Genomic DNA, 17,707 nt, shown 5'->3' with positions numbered 1-17,707 from the left:
GCCGCTGGAGCCGCTGGAGCCGCCCGGCGTCAGCGACGGATCCCACGGATTCGACGTGCGGCCATGCAGGTCGTTGTCGGTGAACCAGCGGTACGAAAACGCCGGCGCGTTGCTGCGCCCGATCACGATCGCGCCGGCCTTGCGCAGGTTCGCGGTCACCGGGCTGTCCTCGTGCGCGACCAGGTCCGAAAACGCGCGCACGCCGTTGGTGGTCGCATATCCGGCCGTGTCGACGTTGATCTTCACGGTCACCGGCACGCCGTGCAGCGGGCCGACCGGCGCGCCGCGCGCGATCGCGGCATCCGCATCCGACGCGGCCTGCAACGCGCTGTCGGCCATCACGTCGACGATCGCGTTGATGCGGGGGTTCACCGCGTCAAGCCGCTGCAGACAGCTGCGCGTGAGTTCGGTGGCCGACACGTCGCGACGCGCGACGCGCTCGGCCATCTCGGCCGCGCTGAGACGCCACAATTCCTGGGTCATGGGTTGCTCCTCGTTGATCTCGATGGTTGTCCTGAACCGGCCGCGCGTTACGCGCCCGGCTGTCCGGCCTGCGGTGCGTGCGACGCATAGATCTTGCGGCACGTTTCGACGACTTCCCACGTGCCGCGAAAACCCGGCGGAATCACGAACCGGTCGCCCGCGCGCAGCACACGCTCGCGGCCGTCCGCATCGCGCACGATCGCGACGCCGCTCAGCATCTCGCAATACTCCGACTCGTCGTACTCGATCGTCCAGCGGCCGGGCGTGCATTCCCAGATCCCGCAGCTGAACTGCCCGCACGGGCTGATGTAGTGATGCGACAGCGTCTGCAGCGGATTGCCGTCGAGCAGCAGCCCGCTCGGCACGCGGCTCTGCGTGAGCTTCGCCGGCGCCCGCATCAGGTCGACGAGATTCGTGATGTTGGTCATGAGTGCCTCCAGGGCATGAGTGATTCGAAACGTTTCAGTGCCGCGCGGCCGGGCGAGCCGACCCGCGCGGGTCAGAGCAGGTCCATCATCCGGTGCCAAGTCATCGCGAGCGCCAGCATCGGCGTGCGCAGCGCGCGCCCGCCCGGAAAGTCGCGATGGCGAATCCGGCCGAACAGGTCGAAGCGCGCGGCCTGTGCATCGATCGCTTCCGCGATCAGCCGCCCCGCCAGGCCCGTCACGTTGACGCCGTGCCCGGAAAAGCCCTGCGCGAAATACACGGTCGGCTCGAGCCGGCCGAAATGCGGCGCGCGATTCATCGTCGCGTCGATCAGCCCGCCCCACGCGTAGTCGATCCGCACATCGGCCAGCTGCGGGAACGTCTTCAGCATGTCGCGCCGCATCGCGGCCGCGAGGTCGCGCGGCGTGTTCGTCGAGCTGCTGGCCTTGCCGCCCCACAGCAGCCGGCGGTCGCGCGTCAGCCGGAAATAGTCGAGCGCCGAATTGGTGTCGCAGATCGCCGCATCGGCGGGCATCGTCTCGGCCGCGCGTGCGTCGCCGAGCGGCTCCGTCGCGATCAGGTACGTCGCGACCGGAATGATCTTGCGCGCGAGTGCCGGTGCAAGCTGCCCCAGGTATGCATTGCAGGCCAGCACGACATGACGGGCATCGACGTGTCCGCGTGCGCACGTGACCCGGTGATACGGCGCGGCGCGATCGAGCGCAATCGCGGGCGTGTCCTCGTGGATCGTCACGCCGGCTTCGCGCGCCGCCCGCGCGAGGCCGAGCGTGTAGTTCAGCGGATGCAGGTGGCCGCTGCCTTCGTAGCGGAGGCCGCCGACGTAACGATCCGACGCGACGAAGCGATGCATGTCGGCGCGCTCGATGAATTCGTAGCCGCGATAGCCGAAGCGGCTCGCCGCGGTATCGCGCCATACACGCAGCCCATCGAGATGGCGCGGCTTGTTCGCGGCGGTCACGAAGCCGGAGGTCAGGTCGCAATCGATGCCGTACCGCTCGACCCGCTGCCGGACGATCTCGACCGACTCCAGCCCCATCGCCCAGACGCGCCGCACGTCGTCCTCCGGCAGGTAGGCCGAGAACGTATCGATGTCGCACGCGTACCCGGCGATCAGCTGGCCGCCGTTGCGCCCGCTCGCTCCCCAGCCGATCCTCGACGCCTCGACGAGCACCACCGAATGGCCGCGCTCGGCGAGCTCGAGTGCCGCGGACAGGCCCGTGAGCCCGCCGCCGATCACGCAGACGTCGGCCGTCACGGCCCCGTCGAGCGACGGATGCCGCGCACGGCTGTTGGCCGTCGCTGCATAGTAGGACTGAACATGTTGCTGGTTTTCGAACTTGAGCATATGCAAGACTCGCGAACGGCGTCGCGTCAGAACGCGTAGATGAGTTGGGTGGCGAGCAGGTCGTTCGACTTCTCGTACGACCCGTCGTGACGCAGGAAGACCTTGTTGCTCGCCCAGTCGTGCCGGTATTCGACCTTCACCGTCACTTGCTGGGTCGGGTAGAACAGCAGGTCGAACGCGGCGGCCTGCCGCGTCGCGCCCTTGCACTCGAAGCCGACGCCGCCGGTCGCCTTCGACATCGCGAGGCAGTCGGCATCGATGCCGAAGCCGTTGTACGGATCCATCCCGTTGCCGTTCAGGCCGATCGACGATCCGCCGCCGCCGTTCTTCCGGTTCACGAGCAGGTCGTAGCGCAGCGTCGCGCCCATGCGGCCGACCACCGGCGCGTTGAACTTGCGGTGCGCGAGCAGCGACAGCCCGAACCACTGCGCGAGCCCGCCGTTGAACGCGCCGTGCTGCTGCTGGCCGTAGTCGAACTCGGCGTTGTACTGCGCGTCGGCGAGCGTGTAGGTCGCATCGGCTTCGCCGAAGAAGAACGCGCCATATGCGCTCGGCGCGTTGCCGCCCACGCCGTAGCGCACGTTGCCGGTCGCCGGATCGACCGCGCTCGGCAGCGTCTGCCGGCCGATGCTGATCGAGCCGCCGACGTCGAGCGCGCTGCCGCGCAGGTAATCGACGCGTGCGGTAAAGGTCGGCACCTTGTTGCTGGTCGTGATCGGGTCGCCGAGCGCGTTGACGCCGGTTTGCGTGACCGCGCCCGCGCTGCGGAACTGCTCGTTGCCGACGAAGAACTTCCACGCCCAGTGGCCGTCCGCGCTCTGGTAGTTGAGGCCCGCGCCGATCGACGAGCCCGGATCGGAGAAGTCGTACAGCAGGTTGTGCGTGAGCGTGAGCATCTGGCTCGACTGCTGGTACTCGTAACCGGCGAAGCCCGTCACGAGCCCGCCGGTGAGCGCCGTCGTGCCCGACAGCGGCACGGTCAGGACAGCCGTGTTGATGATATCCAGGCCGCTCGCGCCGCTGCCCGTCATCATCGACAGGCCCGCGCCGCGGTTCGGCATCAGCGTGATTTCCGCGGACGGCGCAGTCGGCCCGACGCCGAACGTCTTCTTGATGTCGAGGAATACATCGCCGAACGTGCTGTTGTAGTAGGTGTACGCGTTCTCGTGGTTCGCGAACTGGAACGACGACGTGCCGGCCCCCCGGTTGTAAACGTAGGTCGGGTCGAGGTAGCCCGTCACCGACAGCCCGGCGATCGGGCCCGTGCGCGCGGCATCGGTCAGCGAATCGACCTTCAATTGCTGGTTCGCGACCTGCTGCCGGATGTCCGACACATCATCGTTGGTCAGCACGGCAGGCGCCTGCCCGTAGCCGGGTGTGGACGGGTCAGCCGCCGCGCCGGTCGCCACGTTGGAGGCGACCGGTGCAACCGAAGGCTTCGCGCCGAGCTGCGACTGCAGCGCGCTCATCTGCCGTTGCAGCACCGCGATCTGCTGCTGCAGCGTCCGGATCTGGTCGGTGCTCGAGTTCGCCGCGGCCAGCCCCGGCAGCGCTCCGGCGATCAGCGCGCAGAGCATCTTCTTTTTCATGGAATGTCTCCTTGTCGTTCGTCACTTCGTGGGATGCGGGATGCGGTCGTGCAGCGGCGGCGCGGCCGGCGGGCGCGCGGGTGGCATCGCGGAGGGCGACGCACGGGTGTCGGATGCCTCGGACGAAGACGCCGCGTGCCACATCCGCGTGTCGCGCGCCTGCCGCCGCTCGCGGGCCAGCATCGCGCGGTTCACGACGACCACGCCGATCGTCACGACCGTGATGAACACCGTGGCGAGCGCATTCATCTCCGGGTTGAGCCCCATCCGCACGCGGGAGAACACGACGAGCGGCAGCGTCGTCGACCCGGGGCCCGACAGGAACGCGGACAGGATCACGTCGTCGATCGACACCGTGAACGCGAGCAGCCAGCCGGACACCAGCGCCTGCGCGATCAGCGGCAGCGTGATCACGAAGAACACCTTCCACGGCCGCGCGCCGAGATCGAGCGCGGCTTCCTCGATCGAGCGGTCGAGCTCCTTCACGCGCGATTGCACGATCACCGCGACGAACGACAGGCACAGCATCACGTGGCCGATCCAGATCGTCAGCCAGCCGCGCCCGGCCGGCCAGCCGAAGGTCTGCTGCATCGCGACGAACAGCAGCAGCAGCGAGATGCCCTGGATCACTTCCGGAATCACGAGCGGCGCGTTGATCATCGCGGCATACAGCGTGAAGCCGCGAAAGCGCCCCATGCGGGCGAGCACGAAGCCGGCCCAGGTGCCGATCGCGACCGACGCAGTGGCCGTCAGCAGCGCGATCTTCAGCGACAGCCACGCGGCCGTGAGCAGTTCGTCGTCGTGCAGCAGCGCGCCGTACCACTTCAGCGAGAAGCCCGACCACACCGTCACCAGCTTCGATGCGTTGAACGAGTAGACGACCAGGCTGACGATCGGGATGTACAGGAACAGGAAGCCCGCGCCCAGCACGCACGCGGACAGGATGCGATTCGCGCGGTTCATGGCCTGGCCTCCGCTTCGGTCTGGCTGTAATGGAGCAGCGCCATCGGCACGAGCAGCAGCAGCACCATCGTCACCGTCACCGCGGACGCCATCGGCCAGTCCATGTTGTTGAAGAACTCGTCCCACATCACGCGCCCGAGCATCAGCGTGTTCGCGCCGCCGAGCAGCTCGGGGATCACGTATTCGCCGACCGCCGGGATGAACACGAGCAGGCTGCCCGCGACGATGCCGTTCCTCGACAACGGCAGCGTGATGCGCCAGAACGCGGACCACGGCGTCGCACCGAGATCGTTCGCGGCCTCGAGCAGCGTGAGGTCCATCTTCACGAGGTGCGCATACAGCGGCATCACCATGAACGGCAGGTACGAATAGACCATCCCGATGTAGACGCCCGCGTCGGTGTGATACAGCCGCAGCGGCGTCGCGATCACGCCGAGCGCCGCCAGCACGTGGTTCAGCAGCCCGTCGTCCTTCATGATCCCGACCCACGCATAGACGCGGATCAGGAACGACGTCCAGAACGGCAGCATCACGGCCATCATCAGCAGGTTGCGACGGGCCGGCGCCGAACGCGCAATGAAGTACGCGATCGGGTAGCCGGCCAGCAGGCACATCAGCGTCGATGCGGCGGCCATCTTCAGCGAGCTGACGTAGGTGTTCAGGTACAGGTCGTCCTGCAGCAGCAGCGCGTAATGCTTCAGCGACAGCACGACCTGCACGGTGCCCGCCTCCAGCCGCGCAAGCGCGGTGTACGGCGGGATGCCGAGCATCTGGTCGGCGAAGCTGATCTTCAGCACCAGCACGAACGGCAGTGCGAAGAACACGGCAAGCCACAGGAACGGCACGCCGATCGCGACGCTGCGGCCCGACGGCAGGAAGCGCGACAACATCGCGAAGCGGCCCGGACGGGCGCGGTTTGCGCCGGCGCTCGCGGCGCCGGTCGGCACCGGCGCGGACGGATTGGAAGCGGAGGTTCTCATCGTGGCGTCCTCACTGCGTCAGCACGACGCCGCTGGCCGGCGACCACGACACGAACACGTCGTCGTTCCACGCCGGTGCGTTGTCGTTCATCAGGTGCGAGCTCGACAGGTTCGACACCACCGTCTTGCCGCTCGGCAAGCGCACGTGATACAGCGAGTAGCTGCCCATGTACGCGATGTCGGTCACGACGCCGCGCGCCCAATTGTGTTTTGAACCCGGCTTCTCGCGCGACACGTGAATGCGTTCCGGGCGCACCGAGATGCCGACCGGCATCCCGAGCGGGCCCGTCACGCCGTGGTTCACATGCATGCGCGCTTCGAGGTCGTCGCTTTCGACGAAGATGTGATCGGGTTCGTCTTCGACCACGCGGCCTTCGAACAGGTTGGTCGAGCCGATGAATTCGGCCGAGAAGCGGCTGTTCGGGTATTCGTAGACTTCGCCGGGCGAGCCGATCTGCACGATCTTTCCCTCGCTCATCACCGCGAGGCGGGTCGCCATCGTCATCGCCTCTTCCTGGTCGTGCGTGACCATCACGCAGGTCACGTCGACCTGCTCGATGATGTTCACGAGTTCGAGCTGGGTCTTCTGGCGGATCTTCTTGTCGAGCGCGGACATCGGCTCGTCGAGCAGCAACAGCTTCGGGCGCTTCACCAGCGAACGGGCGAGCGCAACGCGCTGCTGCTGGCCGCCCGAGAGCTGATGCGGCTTGCGCTTCGCGTATTTGCTCATCTGCACGAGCGCGAGCGCATCGGCCACGCGCTCCTTGATTTCATTCTTCGGCGTGCCTTCCTGCTTGAGGCCGAATGCGACGTTCGATTCGACCGTCATGTGCGGGAACAGCGCGTACGACTGGAACATCATGTTCACCGGCCGGCGGTACGGCGGCAGCGAAGCAAGATCCTCGCCGTCGACGAAGATCTTGCCGGACGTAGCCGTCTCGAGCCCGGCGAGCATGCGCAGCAACGTCGACTTGCCGCAGCCGGAGCTGCCGAGCAGCGCGAACAGCTCGTTCTTCTGGATCGTCAGGTTCACGTTGTCGACGGCCGTGCTGTCGCCGAATTTCTTCACGACGTTCTCGATGCGCACGAATGCGTGCGCATCGCGCCGGGCGTCGGCCGCAACCGACGCGGCAGGGAGCGTATGGATCATCGTCGTCTCCCTCAACCGCCCGACTTCAGCTGCAGCCACAGACGGTTCTGCATCCGCGCGATGTCGGCGCTGCGCGGCATCGCGAGCGACGTCTTCGCGATCGTCGCGTCGGACAGGTAGATGCTCGGGTCCTGCACGATCGCCGGTGTCACGAACGGGCGCGCGGCCTTGTTGGCGCTCGGGTAGAAAATCTCGTTCGTGATCGCCGCGTTGGTCTTCGGGTCCTCGATGTAGTTGATCCACTTCAGTGCGGCTTCCGGATGCGGCGCATCCTTCGGGATCGCCATCACGTCGAACCACAGCAGGCCGCCTTCCTTCGGATTCACATAGCGGATCTCGTACGAGCGCTTCGCGTCGAGCGTGCGCCGCCGCGCGATGCCGACGTCGCCCGACCAGCCGAGCACGACGCACACGTCGTTGTTCGCCAGGTCGTCCGCATAGCCGGCCGAGCTGAACTGCGTGACGTACGGGCGGATCTTCTTCAGCACGTCGTAGGCGGCCTGGTAGTCGGCCGGGTTCTTGCTCTCGGGATCCTTGCCCATGTACTGCAGCGCCGCCGCGAACGCGGCGTCCGGTGCGTCGAGCAGCGAGATGCCGCAGCCTTTCAGTTTTGCCGCGTTCGCCGGGTCGAACAGCAGCGCCCAGCTGTCGGTCGGTGCGGTGTCGCCAAGGCGCTTCCTGACCGCCTCGACGTTGTAGCCGATCCCCGTCGTGCCCCACGCCCACGGCACGCCGTACTGGTTGCCCGGATCGGCCTTCGCGACCATCTTCATCAGCACCGGATCGAGGTTCGCGAGATTCGGCAGCTTCGACTTGTCGAGCTTCTGGTACACGCCGGCCTGGATCTGCTGCGCGAGATAGTTCGACGTCGGCACGACGATGTCGTAGCCCGAGCTGCCTGCGAGCAGCTTCGTCTGCAACGTATCGTCGCTGTCGTAGCTGTCGTAGCGCACCTTGATGCCCGACTGCTTCTCGAAGGTGGGTACCGTGTCCTTCGCGACGTACTCCGACCAGTTGTACACGTTCAGGTTGGTGTCGCCGGCATGGACAGACAGGCTGGCCGCGACGGCCAGCGCCGCCGACGTGACGCGCGCGGCGCGCAACGCCGGTTGACGACGGATACGGATACGCATGGGGATTCTCCTTGTGATGGGGATCGGCCGTTGCGCCCGGTCCGGGTCCGGACTCGCGTCAACGCCGTCAAGCGGTGTTCAGCACAAGGGTCAATGTAGAGATCGCGGCCGCCAGCGTCAGTCCCGAAAACCGGGACAAACGGCGACGTCGATTCCAGCCGTTTGGGTAGATTCCCGCGTAGGCAGTCGAAAATATTCGTGATACCTGTAGCGCCACCTGAAAATCTTCGACACACGACGTCATGAGCGCTGCGCTGCCCGCCCCCGATCTCCCGCTGAGCCACGTCGCGTTCGTGACCGAAACGCTGGGCGACATCGCACAAGCCGTCGGGACGCCGCAGTTCATGCGCGCCGTCTACGACACGCTCGTGCGCTACGTCGATTTCGACGCCGTGCATCTCGACTACGAGCGCAGCGCGTCTTCCGGCCGGCGCAGCGTCGGCTGGATCGGCAGTTTCGGCCGCGAGCCCGAGCTGGTCGCGCAGGTGATGCGCCACTACTACCGCAGCTATGCGAGCGACGATGCAACGTACGCGGCGATCGAAACCGAAAACGACGTGCAGTTGCTGCAGGTGTCCGCGCAGCGCGTGGCGAGCGAGCTGCGCCATCTGTTCTTCGATGCCGGCGACATTCACGACGAATGCGTGATCGCCGGCGTGACGGGCGGCACGCGCTACTCGATCTCGATCGCACGCTCGCGGCGGCTGCCGCCGTTTTCGCTGAAGGAGCTGAGCCTGCTGAAGCAGCTTTCGCAAGTCGTGCTGCCGCTGGCGTCCGCGCACAAGCGCCTGCTCGGCGCAATCTCGGCGGACGACGCGCCACGCGACGAACTCGATCTCGACCTCGTCGCGCAATGGCTGCCGGAATGGCAGGAGCGCCTGACCGCGCGCGAGATGCACGTCTGCGCGTCGTTCATCCAGGGCATGACGTCGGCGGCTATCGCGCAATCGATGGGGCTCAAGACGTCCACCGTCGACACGTATGCGAAGCGCGCGTTCGCGAAACTCGGCGTCGATTCACGCCGGCAACTGATGACGCTCGTGCTGAGAAACGCGTCGCGGCGGCACGACGCATAGCATCCCTGCGCACCGGTCGCCAGCCAGTTGCGCGCGCATCCATCCTCGCGCCGCCTCATAACGATCCGACAATTTATTGGTTCCCTTGACGATGCGCCGTCCGTATCGTTCACCGACTCGTCAGACCATTCGACCAACGGGGGAATCCAACAATGAAACAGATCCGTTCATTCGCACTGCTCGCGCTGCCGGCCGCGCTCTATGCCGCCGGCGCGCACGCACAAAGCAGCGTCACGCTGTACGGCATCGCCGATGCGGGCATCGCGTACGTGCACAACGCGCAGAACGCGAACGGCAGCAATGCGTCGAGCCTCGTCAAGTTCAGCAGCGGCAACCTGTCGGGCAGCCGCTGGGGGCTGCGCGGCACCGAGGATCTCGGCGGCGGCCTGGCCGCGCTGTTCCAGCTCGAGAACGGCTTCAACATCGGCACGGGCGCGCTCGGCCAGGGCGGACGCGAATTCGGCCGCAAGGCCGTCGTCGGCCTCGCGAGCAGCACGTACGGCACCGTGACGCTCGGCCGCCAGTACGATCCGGTCGTCGATCTCGTGCAGGGCCTCACGCAAGACAACTATTTCGGCGGCGTGTTCGCGACGCCGGGCGACCTCGACAACTACGACAACAGCCTGCGCGTCAGCAACTCCGTGAAATACACGAGCCCGCTGATCTCGGGCTTCCAGTTCGAAGGCCTGTACGGCTTCGGCGGCGTCGCGGGCGCCACCGGCAGCGGCCGTACGTACAGCTTCGGCGCAAGCTACGCGAACGGCCCGCTGTCGCTCGGCGCCGGCTTCTTCTACGCGAACGGCGGCTCCTCCGTCGCGAACGGCGTGCGCACGTGGTCGAGCAGCTCGGACACGCTGTTCAACACCGTGATCAACCAGGGCTTCTCGAGCGCGAAGTCGATCCAGATCGTGCGCGTGGCGGGCCAGTACGTGGCCGGGCCCGCCACCTTCGGCCTCGCGTATTCGAATACGCAGTACGGCGCGGACACGCTGTCGGCGTTCAGCCAGAACGCGAAGTTCAACAACGGCTCGGCGTTCTTCAACTGGCAGTTCTCGCCGGCGCTGCGCGCGGGCGTCGGCTACAACTACACGTCGCTGACGGGGCCGAGTTCCGCGCACTACAACCAGGTCAACCTCGGCGCGGACTACGCGCTGTCGAAGCGCACCGACCTGTATGCGCTGTTCGGCTACCAGAAGGCGAGCGGCAACACGCTCAACGCGAACGGCGCGGTCGTGAAGGCCGCCGCGTCGGTCGGCTCGTACGGCGTGAACTCCGGCACCGATACGCAGGAACTCGCGATCGTCGGGATTCGCCACAAGTTCTGATCGCGTCGCCGCGCGGCGGCAATGACAACGACGACATTCGGCAGGCGCGCACCGCGGTGCGCGCCTGCTGCGTTTACACTCTCGCGATCCCGTTCCGCACGATACAAGGAGGCCGGCATGCTGACCGTTTGGGGGCGCCGCAATGCATTCAACGTCCAGAAGGTGATGTGGCTCGTCGACGAGCTTGCGCTCGCGCATCGGCACGTGCCGGCCGGCGGGCAGTTCGGCGTGCTCGATACGCCCGCTTTTCTCGCGATGAACCCGCACGGGCGCGTACCGGTGATCGACGACGGCGGCACGGTCGTCTGGGAATCGCACAGCATCCTGCGCTACCTCGCCGCGCGTTACGGACGCCCCGGCTTCTGGCACGACGACCCGGCCGAACAGTCGCGCGCCGACCGCTGGATGGACTGGTCGCAAACCACGCTGCAGCCGACGTTCCTGAACGGCGTGTTCCGCGGCTACTTCCGGACGCCGCCCGAGCAGCGCGACACGGCGCGCGTCGAGCAAAGCATCGCGCAGTGCGCGCAGCACTTCCAGGCGCTCGATGCGGCGCTGGCCGGGCAGCCGTTTCTCGCGGGCGATTCAATCACGCTCGCCGACATCGCGGCCGGCACGCACCTGTATCGCTACTTCGAACTCGACATCGCGCGGCCGGACATCCCGCACGTGCAAGCGTGGTACGAACGGCTGAAAGCGCGGCCCGCGTATCGCACGCACGTGATGATTCCGTTCGACGACTTGCGCGGGCGGCTCGACTAGGCATCGTGCCGGCCGCCCTGTTCCGGAAGTTCGCCGTGACCGGCGGGGTCGCGTGCTACCTGATCGCCGGTCTACTGCTTCGCGTGCCGAGGCTCGCATCGATCCCGTAGATGCGGCCTCAGTGTCGCCGCATTCCACCGAATCCGCTCACGCCGCCAAACTGACGCATGCCGCCGAATCCGTGGCTGGCGGTGCCAGCCGGGAACGCGCCGTGGTGAAAACCGGCGCCGACCGGCATGCCGAAGCGGCGATGCTCCGTCCCGTTGAAGTGGACGACGTGATCGAAGTGGTGGAAATGGTGAAAGTGGTGGAAGCGATCGACGAAGACGAAGCCCACGCCTGCGCCGATGAAAAGCGGCGGCCCCCAGTACCACAGGTCGGCATACGGATAGTCCGCCGCCGGATACCATAGAACGCTACCATCGGGACTCTGCACGAACTGCCATGTGCCATCGTCCTGCAGGCACGCACGCCCGACGATTTGCTGCTCCGTGCCGTCGATGTTCGCTTGCGCGACGACCGCCCGGCAGTTCGTCGTCTCGTCCGCCAGATCGTCGTACGTTTGCGCGAACACCGCCGCGGAACAGCCGAGACAGACGATGCCTATCCCGGATCGAAACCAGTTGCACATGATCGGCTCCTGCCTGATTGCCCCCGACCACTCGATCGCGCGCGCCGCTGGCGGCGCCCGGCCGCTCGGATTGCTTGCGCACGATTCATCACGCGGCGCTACGTGCCGCCGCTTCGTACAGGGTCTCCTGACGGCTAAACGATGCAGCGCGCCGGCTTATTCCAGGGGTCGGGTGCGAATGATCGATGCGGGAACCCGCTTCTCCCGACCTAGCGCCTGGCGAAGCGGTAGGCCGCCGCTGCCGTGATCCCGAATACCAGATGGGCCACGAGCGTGATCGCGCCACGAACCGGGATGAACCACGGGAAGATCGCGGTGAAGGCGTACAGGTTGACGCCGTACAGGATGAGGCCGAACGCGCCGCCCGCGACGAGCGCGGCCGCGCGCGACAGGTTGCGAATCGCCTTCGCCAGCACGGCCGCGTAGGTCAGCGACAGCGCCAGATGTACGAGGGTCGCGACCGCCATGACGAGCGGATCGAAGCCGACCGACGCGCCGAGCACGCCGCGCCCCATCACGATCGCGGCCGTGAGGCGTGAGTCGCGCAACAGGTTCCCGATCGCGTCGTCGCCGACGATCGGCCAGAGCAGCAACTCGACGACGGTCGAACCGGCCGCCGCACCGAATGCGGCCCAGAGAACCGGGACGAAACCGGCTCGTTTCAATTGGCGCTCCCGCCGCACCCGGCCGATGCATCGAAGCGGCATGCGTCCCACCCGCTCCGATTCCGGTCGGGCGAGGCATGCCCGCAATGCCGAACCGGGCGGCCACGCAAAATTACGACGCCCCTTCGCAATCCGACCAGTACGCGAAAGGATCGCGATGTTTCGGATAGTTCTCGTCCAGCCATTTCAGCAACGTCGCCCGCGCATTGTCCATGTCGGCTTTCAGCGACGAGGTCGTCAGTTCATGCACTTCGATGGATTTTTCGCGATCAATTACGAAACAGTTCCAGTCGGGGCCGTCGAGATCCGGATCGTCGGATGCCTTCGACGACTTGCCCCAGCCAAATCCCTTGCGTGCGTCAATGTAGTACCGCGGATGCACTTTCAGATACGACATCTCGCCGCCCTGCAGGCTGCTCTCCGCGCGCAGCACGTCGTGTCCGTCGACGATCTGCGTGACTTCCGGAAGCCGGCGCGCGCGCCATCCGGCGGGCAGCGTCGCGATGGCCTTGACGCTGTCGTACATCCCCCACTCCAGCCCCCACGCTTCGGCCATGCGCTTCATGAATGCGTTCGCATTCGGATAGCCGCGCAACTGGATCCGGGTCGACAGCGTGACTTCGATACCGCTGCGCCCGCCGGTGCCGGCGGATGCGTCGTCTGCGCTCGCTTCGAACGGATTGCCCGGACGCGACGCGCGCGTCGCATCCGCGGGCGCCATGCCCGAAAACAGCTGGTCGAGCGCGGCACGCGCTTTCGACGACTTGTCCGGCTTGTTCATTGTTGACCTCGCTTGCATCCGCACGGATGCATACCTTTTTGAATCTCGTTCATCTCTCCACCTCATCGTTTTTCGCGGTCGCATTGTCGTCGATCCGGCGGCCCGAGCCTAGTGCCGCGTATCGCACAACGCATTCTTCACCCCCACGCGCGTTCCGTGGCGGGGTCGTCACGATACACCGGCCAGGGCCGCCGCTAGCCGCCAGCCCCCACCGCCGCCCGCATCCGCTCCATCAACGCCAGCACCTCGGGCCGATTCTCCCCCTTCGCATGCACGAAGTAATACCTGAGCACCGAATCGACCTCGTGCCGGCTCACGCGCACGAGTTCGCTGCGCTTGAGATAGGCGTCGGCGAGCGGGACCCTCGCCAGCGCCACGCCGAGCCCGGCCTCGGCGGCCGCCAGCACGAGGTTGTAATCCTCGAAACGGCGATCCTGCGCGCGCGGCTTGAATGGCACGCCCAATGCATCGAACCACGTGCGCCAGCCGGTCACATCGGAATCGCGCAGCAACGGCAGGTCGAGCAATGCGGCATCGCCGCGCCGGCGACGCTCCTTCGCCAGTTGCGCGGCGAGCCGCGGATGCGCGACCGGATAGAGCCGCTCCGGCATGAACGCGCGGGTTTCGAGCTGACGCCAGTTGCCGCGCCCGTACCGGACCGACAGGTCCGCTTCGCCGCCCGCGATATCCACGTTGCGCAGATCGATGCCGAGCTCGATCCGCAATGCGGGCGCCTCGCTCTCGAGCGCATGCTGGCGCTCGAACAGCCAGAGCTGCGCGAAGGCCGGCACCACGCTCATCCTGACCAGTCGCGGCGTACGCGGCGAGCGCCACTGATCGGCCGCACTGTCGATGATCGCGAACGCCTGCTCGATCCGGCCAACGAAGCGCTGGCCGTCCGGCGTGAGACGCACACCGCGCGCATGACGTTCGAACAATCTCAGGCCGAGCCAGTTTTCGACAGCGGCCACGCGCCGGCTGATCGCGCCGTGCGTCACGCCGGAGACGTCGGCCGCAGCCAGGAACGACCCCTCGCGCGCAACCGTGCACACCGTCTCGAGGCTCGCGAGCGGCGGCCGCGATCCCGGCGCCGGCGCTGCGGCGGGCGACCCCGCTGGCGCGCGCTTTGCGCGGGCTGAAGCACCGGCCGTCCGCCGGCTTGAGCTGTGAATCATGGTCATATCTGCATGCTGATCTGTGCGCTAGCTTAGCATCTTGCCACGCCGCATCATTGCCGCATGAACACGCTCTCCACCCCGTCGTCGCGCCATGCGCGGCAGCCGCTGATCGCGGCCAGCGCGGTCGCCTTCACGATCGTTTCGTGGGCGTCCGCTTTCCCGTTCATCCGGATCGGCCTGCATGGCCTCACACCGCTGCAGCTCGCGGCGGCGCGCTTCGCCACCGCGGCCGTGCTGATCATCGCGTGGCTGATCGCGCGACGGCCACGCGTGCCGACACGGGGCGACGCACTACGCTTCCTGCTGTGCGGCTTTCTCGGCATCGCGCTCTACAACGCGCTGCTCAATACCGGCGAGCAGACCGTCTCGGCCGGCGCGGCGAGCTTCATCGTGAACACGCTGCCGATCTTCACGGCGCTGCTGGCCGCCGTGTTTCTGGGCGAGCGCTTCAATCGCTGGGGCTGGCTCGGCTCGCTGGTCAGCCTGGCCGGCATCGCGGTGATCGCGCGCGGGCAACCGGGCGGCCTCGTCCTCGGCGCCGGCAGCACGTTGATCCTCGGCGCGGCGTTGTGTTCGGCCAGCTATTTCGTGCTGCAGCGGCGGCTGATTCCGGTGTACGGCGCGCTGGCCTGCACAGCGTACACGCTGCTGGCCGGCGCGCTGCTGCTCTCGCCCTGGCTGCCGGGTGCACTCGTGGCGCTAGGCAGCGGGTCGCGCGACACGACGCTGGCCGTGCTGACGCTCGGCATCTTCCCCGCCGCGCTCGGTTACGCGACCTGGACATTCGCGCTCGGCTACTTCGGCGCGGCGCGCGCCGCCAACTTCCTCTATCTGACGCCAGCGGTCGCGACGGTCCTGTCGATGGTGCTGACGGGTGAGCAGCCCGGTATCGAGACGGTGTGCGGCGGCCTGCTGGCGATCGCCGGCGTGATCTTCGTGGCGTTGCGCGGACGTTCGTAGACCCGGCGCCACGTCGGGCAGGCGCGATCGGCCCGACGATCCGCAAGCGAGGCGATCGGGACGAACCCCGGCATCTGCAAAGCGGAATGCATCGCGTGGACTGTCGACCCGCGCCAGTTCGCCGATGCTGCCGGACTTGACCGTTAGTTGCGTTAAAACGAGGACATCGATCCCGATGAAGCATGACCCCGCAACCGGATGCGCAATCGAAATCGTCCAAACTGTGCAGACAAATCGACCGAACAGTTCCGGATTGACCGCGCATCAGTGTCCATGGCTTCGCCCCGGCCACCGGCCGAATAATGGATGCGGCCGTAAGGCCGTCGACAGCGAATCGCAGCCTGTGGCCTGCCGCGGCGCACGATTTCCGGCATCCGGCGCCTGCGAATTTCAGGCGCCGGCCGTGCTCCGACCGCCCCGCTACGCGATTCGCTGCAGCGCGCAAAATCGGCTTCATATATATTCATACGAATTGCACCGTTTCAGGCCCCGATTCACCCGCTCGTCCGGGCGGCATGTCGAGGTGCCGGACGCGATGCAAGTGAAGCCCATGATGGGTATGGAGACTCGTCCGATCGCCCCGACCTCGCTGTCGGCCGGTCGAGACGTCAATAGAAAGACATTCAAATCGGAGATGGCAGATGGAACGAAGCACTGTCGGCATGCGCTGCAAACCCCTGATCACCGTCGCACTGGCTGCCGCCGCATTCGCGGCCGCGTCGACCGCGATGGCCGACCAGGTCGTCAAGATCGGCAGCGTCGAACCGACGACGGGCGGCATCTCGCACCTCGGCAAGGACAACGAGAACGGTGCGCGCCTCGCGGTCGAGGAAATCAATGCGAAGGGCCTCACGATCGGCGGCAAGAAGATCACGCTGCAACTCGATGCGCAGGATGACGCGGCCGACCCGCGCCAGGCCACCCAGGTCGCGCAGAAGCTCGTCGACGACAAGGTCGTCGCCGTCATCGGCCACCTGAACTCGGGCACGTCGATCCCGGCGTCGAAGATCTACAGCGACGCGGGCATCGTGCAGATCTCGCCGTCGGCCACGAACCCGACCTACACGCAGCAAGGCTTCAAGACGACCTACCGCGTCGTCGCGACCGATGCGCAGCAAGGCCCGGCGCTCGCGAGCTACGCGCAGTCGAAGGGCGTGAAGACCGTGGCGGTGATCGACGATTCGACCGCGTACGGCCAGGGCCTCGCGAACGAGTTCGAGAAGAAGGCGAAGGCGCTCGGCCTGAAGGTGCTGTCGCACGACGCGACCAACGACAAGGCGGTCGACTTCCGCGCGATTCTGACCAAGGTCAAGGGCGAGAACCCGGACGCGATCATGTACGGCGGCATGGACGCCACCGGCGGCCCGCTCGCGAAGCAGGCGAAGCAGCTCGGCCTGCGCGCGAAGATCCTGTCGGGCGACGGCGTGTGCACCGACTCGCTGGCCGACCTGGCCGGCCCGGCGGCCGACAACGTGACGTGCTCGCAGGCAGGCGCTGCGCTCGAGAAGATGCCGGGCGGCGCGGACTTCCTCGCGAAGTACCAGAAGCGCTTCAACCAGGGCATCAAGTTCGATGCGCCGTTCGCGTATGACGCGGTCTACATCGCGGTCGACGCGATGAAGCGCGCGAACTCGACCGATCCGGCGAAGATCCTCGCCGCGATGCCGGCGACGAAGTACGACGGCGTGATCGGCACGACGACGTTCGATTCGAAGGGCGACCTGACGCACGGGATCATCTCGATCTACGGCTACAAGAGCGGCAAGAAGACCTTCGTCGACCAGGTGAAGATGTAACCCGCCGCGGCGCTGGCACGACGGGGACGCCACCCGTCGGCGCCGGCGCCGCGCGGGCCGATTTCTGATTCACGGAGACGAAGCATCATGTGTGCAATGGCGTATGCGGAATTTCAACAGGAGTTGAAGAAGGCACAGCTGACGGCGCGCGAGTTCGCCCGCCTGATCCGAATGAACGAAAGTTCGATCACGAACTATTCGAGCAAGGGCACGGTCCCGTCTCACCTCGCGGTCATCGCGAAACTGATCGGCACGATGGCTGCGCACGAGATCGATTTCCGGCGCGTGATCCGGCAGATGCGGATCGAACCAAAACGGCCGCGCGGCGGCGGCACGTTTCCTGCGGTGGACAAGCCGCGTTCCAGAAAGACAGCGAAACCCGACGCCTGAGCGCAGGCATGCGTCGACAGCGGCACGGAGCTTGCCGCTCGACGCTGGAATGG

Annotated in this window: 18 protein-coding genes; 6 read left to right on the top strand and 12 right to left on the bottom strand. The window is 66.7% G+C overall.

From position 1 onward, the window contains the following. The 8 genes from G3N99_RS10355 to G3N99_RS10320 all read right to left on the bottom strand — a co-directional run. A partial coding sequence (locus G3N99_RS10355; RefSeq protein ID WP_241011574.1) for an amidase family protein occupies nt 1–483 on the bottom strand: 483 nt, incomplete at its 3' end. A 47-nt stretch (nt 484–530) separates the two neighbouring features. Next, nucleotides 531–911, bottom strand: a complete 381-nt coding sequence (locus tag G3N99_RS10350) for a cupin domain-containing protein (RefSeq protein ID WP_174943241.1) — start codon at nt 909–911, stop codon at nt 531–533. A gap of 71 nt (nt 912–982) precedes the next feature. Continuing rightward, complete coding sequence (locus G3N99_RS10345; RefSeq protein WP_206122331.1) at nt 983–2,275, bottom strand: FAD-binding oxidoreductase; 1,293 nt, start codon at nt 2,273–2,275, stop codon at nt 983–985. Nucleotides 2,276–2,301: 26 nt separating this feature from the next. Continuing rightward, nucleotides 2,302–3,864 (bottom strand): DUF3138 family protein, encoded by a 1,563-nt coding sequence (locus G3N99_RS10340; protein WP_206122330.1) that lies wholly within the window; start codon nt 3,862–3,864, stop codon nt 2,302–2,304. Between the two features lie 21 nt (nt 3,865–3,885). Next, nucleotides 3,886–4,827, bottom strand: a complete 942-nt coding sequence (locus G3N99_RS10335; RefSeq protein WP_174943249.1) for an ABC transporter permease subunit — start codon at nt 4,825–4,827, stop codon at nt 3,886–3,888. Further along, nucleotides 4,824–5,807, bottom strand: a complete 984-nt coding sequence (locus G3N99_RS10330; RefSeq protein WP_174943252.1) for an ABC transporter permease subunit — start codon at nt 5,805–5,807, stop codon at nt 4,824–4,826. Before G3N99_RS10330 ends, G3N99_RS10335 begins: the two co-directional genes overlap by 4 nt. Nucleotides 5,808–5,817: 10 nt before the next feature. After that, entirely contained in the window at nt 5,818–6,957 is a 1,140-nt protein-coding gene (potA, locus tag G3N99_RS10325) for a polyamine ABC transporter ATP-binding protein (RefSeq protein WP_206122329.1), read from the bottom strand. 11 nt (nt 6,958–6,968) lie between these two features. Beyond that, nucleotides 6,969–8,090 carry a polyamine ABC transporter substrate-binding protein gene (locus tag G3N99_RS10320; RefSeq protein ID WP_174989936.1) on the bottom strand — a complete coding sequence of 374 codons (1,122 nt, stop codon included), beginning with the start codon at nt 8,088–8,090 and terminating at the stop codon, nt 6,969–6,971. Nucleotides 8,091–8,332: 242 nt separating this feature from the next. Between G3N99_RS10320 and G3N99_RS10315 the strand changes: the two genes are divergently transcribed. From G3N99_RS10315 to G3N99_RS10305, 3 genes are all read left to right on the top strand, one after another. After that, nucleotides 8,333–9,166, top strand: coding sequence for a helix-turn-helix transcriptional regulator (locus G3N99_RS10315; protein WP_047853069.1), 834 nt, complete (start codon nt 8,333–8,335; stop codon nt 9,164–9,166). Nucleotides 9,167–9,318: 152 nt separating this feature from the next. Next, on the top strand, nt 9,319–10,491 hold the full coding sequence (locus tag G3N99_RS10310) for a porin (RefSeq protein WP_174943258.1): 1,173 nt from the start codon (nt 9,319–9,321) through the stop codon (nt 10,489–10,491). 117 nt (nt 10,492–10,608) lie between these two features. After that, entirely contained in the window at nt 10,609–11,253 is a 645-nt protein-coding gene (locus tag G3N99_RS10305) for a glutathione S-transferase (RefSeq protein ID WP_174945703.1), read from the top strand. 118 nt (nt 11,254–11,371) lie between these two features. On the opposite strand, the gene G3N99_RS10300 is transcribed toward G3N99_RS10305, so the two are convergent. The 4 genes from G3N99_RS10300 to G3N99_RS10285 all read right to left on the bottom strand — a co-directional run bounded on the left by G3N99_RS10300 (nt 11,372) and on the right by G3N99_RS10285 (nt 14,511). After that, nucleotides 11,372–11,884: a hypothetical protein gene (locus G3N99_RS10300; protein WP_206122328.1), complete on the bottom strand. Its 513-nt coding sequence runs from the start codon at nt 11,882–11,884 to the stop codon at nt 11,372–11,374. A gap of 209 nt (nt 11,885–12,093) precedes the next feature. Further along, nucleotides 12,094–12,549: a sodium:proline symporter gene (locus tag G3N99_RS10295; RefSeq protein ID WP_206122327.1), complete on the bottom strand. Its 456-nt coding sequence runs from the start codon at nt 12,547–12,549 to the stop codon at nt 12,094–12,096. Nucleotides 12,550–12,661: 112 nt separating this feature from the next. After that, nucleotides 12,662–13,330, bottom strand: a complete 669-nt coding sequence (locus tag G3N99_RS10290) for a nitroreductase (RefSeq protein WP_174943270.1) — start codon at nt 13,328–13,330, stop codon at nt 12,662–12,664. A 194-nt stretch (nt 13,331–13,524) separates the two neighbouring features. Beyond that, nucleotides 13,525–14,511 carry a LysR substrate-binding domain-containing protein gene (locus G3N99_RS10285; RefSeq protein WP_206122326.1) on the bottom strand — a complete coding sequence of 329 codons (987 nt, stop codon included), beginning with the start codon at nt 14,509–14,511 and terminating at the stop codon, nt 13,525–13,527. A gap of 57 nt (nt 14,512–14,568) precedes the next feature. Here G3N99_RS10285 and G3N99_RS10280 point away from each other — a divergent pair, with 57 nt between their 5' ends. The 3 genes from G3N99_RS10280 (at nt 14,569) to G3N99_RS10270 (ending at nt 17,654) form a co-directional block, all read left to right on the top strand. Continuing rightward, nucleotides 14,569–15,468 carry an EamA family transporter gene (locus G3N99_RS10280; RefSeq protein ID WP_206122325.1) on the top strand — a complete coding sequence of 300 codons (900 nt, stop codon included), beginning with the start codon at nt 14,569–14,571 and terminating at the stop codon, nt 15,466–15,468. A gap of 641 nt (nt 15,469–16,109) precedes the next feature. Next, a complete protein-coding gene (locus G3N99_RS10275) occupies nt 16,110–17,264 on the top strand; it encodes a branched-chain amino acid ABC transporter substrate-binding protein (protein ID WP_011350378.1) in 1,155 nt (384 codons plus the stop codon). An 87-nt stretch (nt 17,265–17,351) separates the two neighbouring features. Beyond that, nucleotides 17,352–17,654, top strand: coding sequence for an XRE family transcriptional regulator (locus G3N99_RS10270; RefSeq protein WP_174943279.1), 303 nt, complete (start codon nt 17,352–17,354; stop codon nt 17,652–17,654). Nucleotides 17,655–17,707: the final 53 nt, after the last annotated feature.

Source organism: Burkholderia sp. Ac-20392 (assembly GCF_017104585.1).
Classification (GTDB): domain Bacteria; phylum Pseudomonadota; class Gammaproteobacteria; order Burkholderiales; family Burkholderiaceae; genus Burkholderia; species Burkholderia lata.
This window is presented reverse-complemented; position numbering and strand designations above follow the sequence as displayed.

Excerpts from the sequence above, each read along its gene's own strand:
- G3N99_RS10315 (WP_047853069.1), top strand. The coding sequence starts at position 8,333 with ATGAGCGCTGCGCTGCCCGCCCCCGATCTCCCGCTGAGCCACGTCGCG.
- G3N99_RS10285 (WP_206122326.1), bottom strand. The coding sequence starts at position 14,511 with ATGACCATGATTCACAGCTCAAGCCGGCGGACGGCCGGTGCTTCAGCC.
- G3N99_RS10305 (WP_174945703.1), top strand. The coding sequence starts at position 10,609 with ATGCTGACCGTTTGGGGGCGCCGCAATGCATTCAACGTCCAGAAGGTG.
- G3N99_RS10340 (WP_206122330.1), bottom strand. The coding sequence starts at position 3,864 with ATGAAAAAGAAGATGCTCTGCGCGCTGATCGCCGGAGCGCTGCCGGGG.
- G3N99_RS10290 (WP_174943270.1), bottom strand. The coding sequence starts at position 13,330 with ATGAACAAGCCGGACAAGTCGTCGAAAGCGCGTGCCGCGCTCGACCAG.
- G3N99_RS10275 (WP_011350378.1), top strand. The coding sequence starts at position 16,110 with ATGGAACGAAGCACTGTCGGCATGCGCTGCAAACCCCTGATCACCGTC.
- G3N99_RS10300 (WP_206122328.1), bottom strand. The coding sequence starts at position 11,884 with ATGTGCAACTGGTTTCGATCCGGGATAGGCATCGTCTGTCTCGGCTGT.
- G3N99_RS10270 (WP_174943279.1), top strand. The coding sequence starts at position 17,352 with ATGTGTGCAATGGCGTATGCGGAATTTCAACAGGAGTTGAAGAAGGCA.
- G3N99_RS10330 (WP_174943252.1), bottom strand. The coding sequence starts at position 5,807 with ATGAGAACCTCCGCTTCCAATCCGTCCGCGCCGGTGCCGACCGGCGCC.
- G3N99_RS10310 (WP_174943258.1), top strand. The coding sequence starts at position 9,319 with ATGAAACAGATCCGTTCATTCGCACTGCTCGCGCTGCCGGCCGCGCTC.
- G3N99_RS10345 (WP_206122331.1), bottom strand. The coding sequence starts at position 2,275 with ATGCTCAAGTTCGAAAACCAGCAACATGTTCAGTCCTACTATGCAGCG.
- potA (WP_206122329.1), bottom strand. The coding sequence starts at position 6,957 with ATGATCCATACGCTCCCTGCCGCGTCGGTTGCGGCCGACGCCCGGCGC.
- G3N99_RS10320 (WP_174989936.1), bottom strand. The coding sequence starts at position 8,090 with ATGCGTATCCGTATCCGTCGTCAACCGGCGTTGCGCGCCGCGCGCGTC.
- G3N99_RS10350 (WP_174943241.1), bottom strand. The coding sequence starts at position 911 with ATGACCAACATCACGAATCTCGTCGACCTGATGCGGGCGCCGGCGAAG.
- G3N99_RS10335 (WP_174943249.1), bottom strand. The coding sequence starts at position 4,827 with ATGAACCGCGCGAATCGCATCCTGTCCGCGTGCGTGCTGGGCGCGGGC.
- G3N99_RS10280 (WP_206122325.1), top strand. The coding sequence starts at position 14,569 with ATGAACACGCTCTCCACCCCGTCGTCGCGCCATGCGCGGCAGCCGCTG.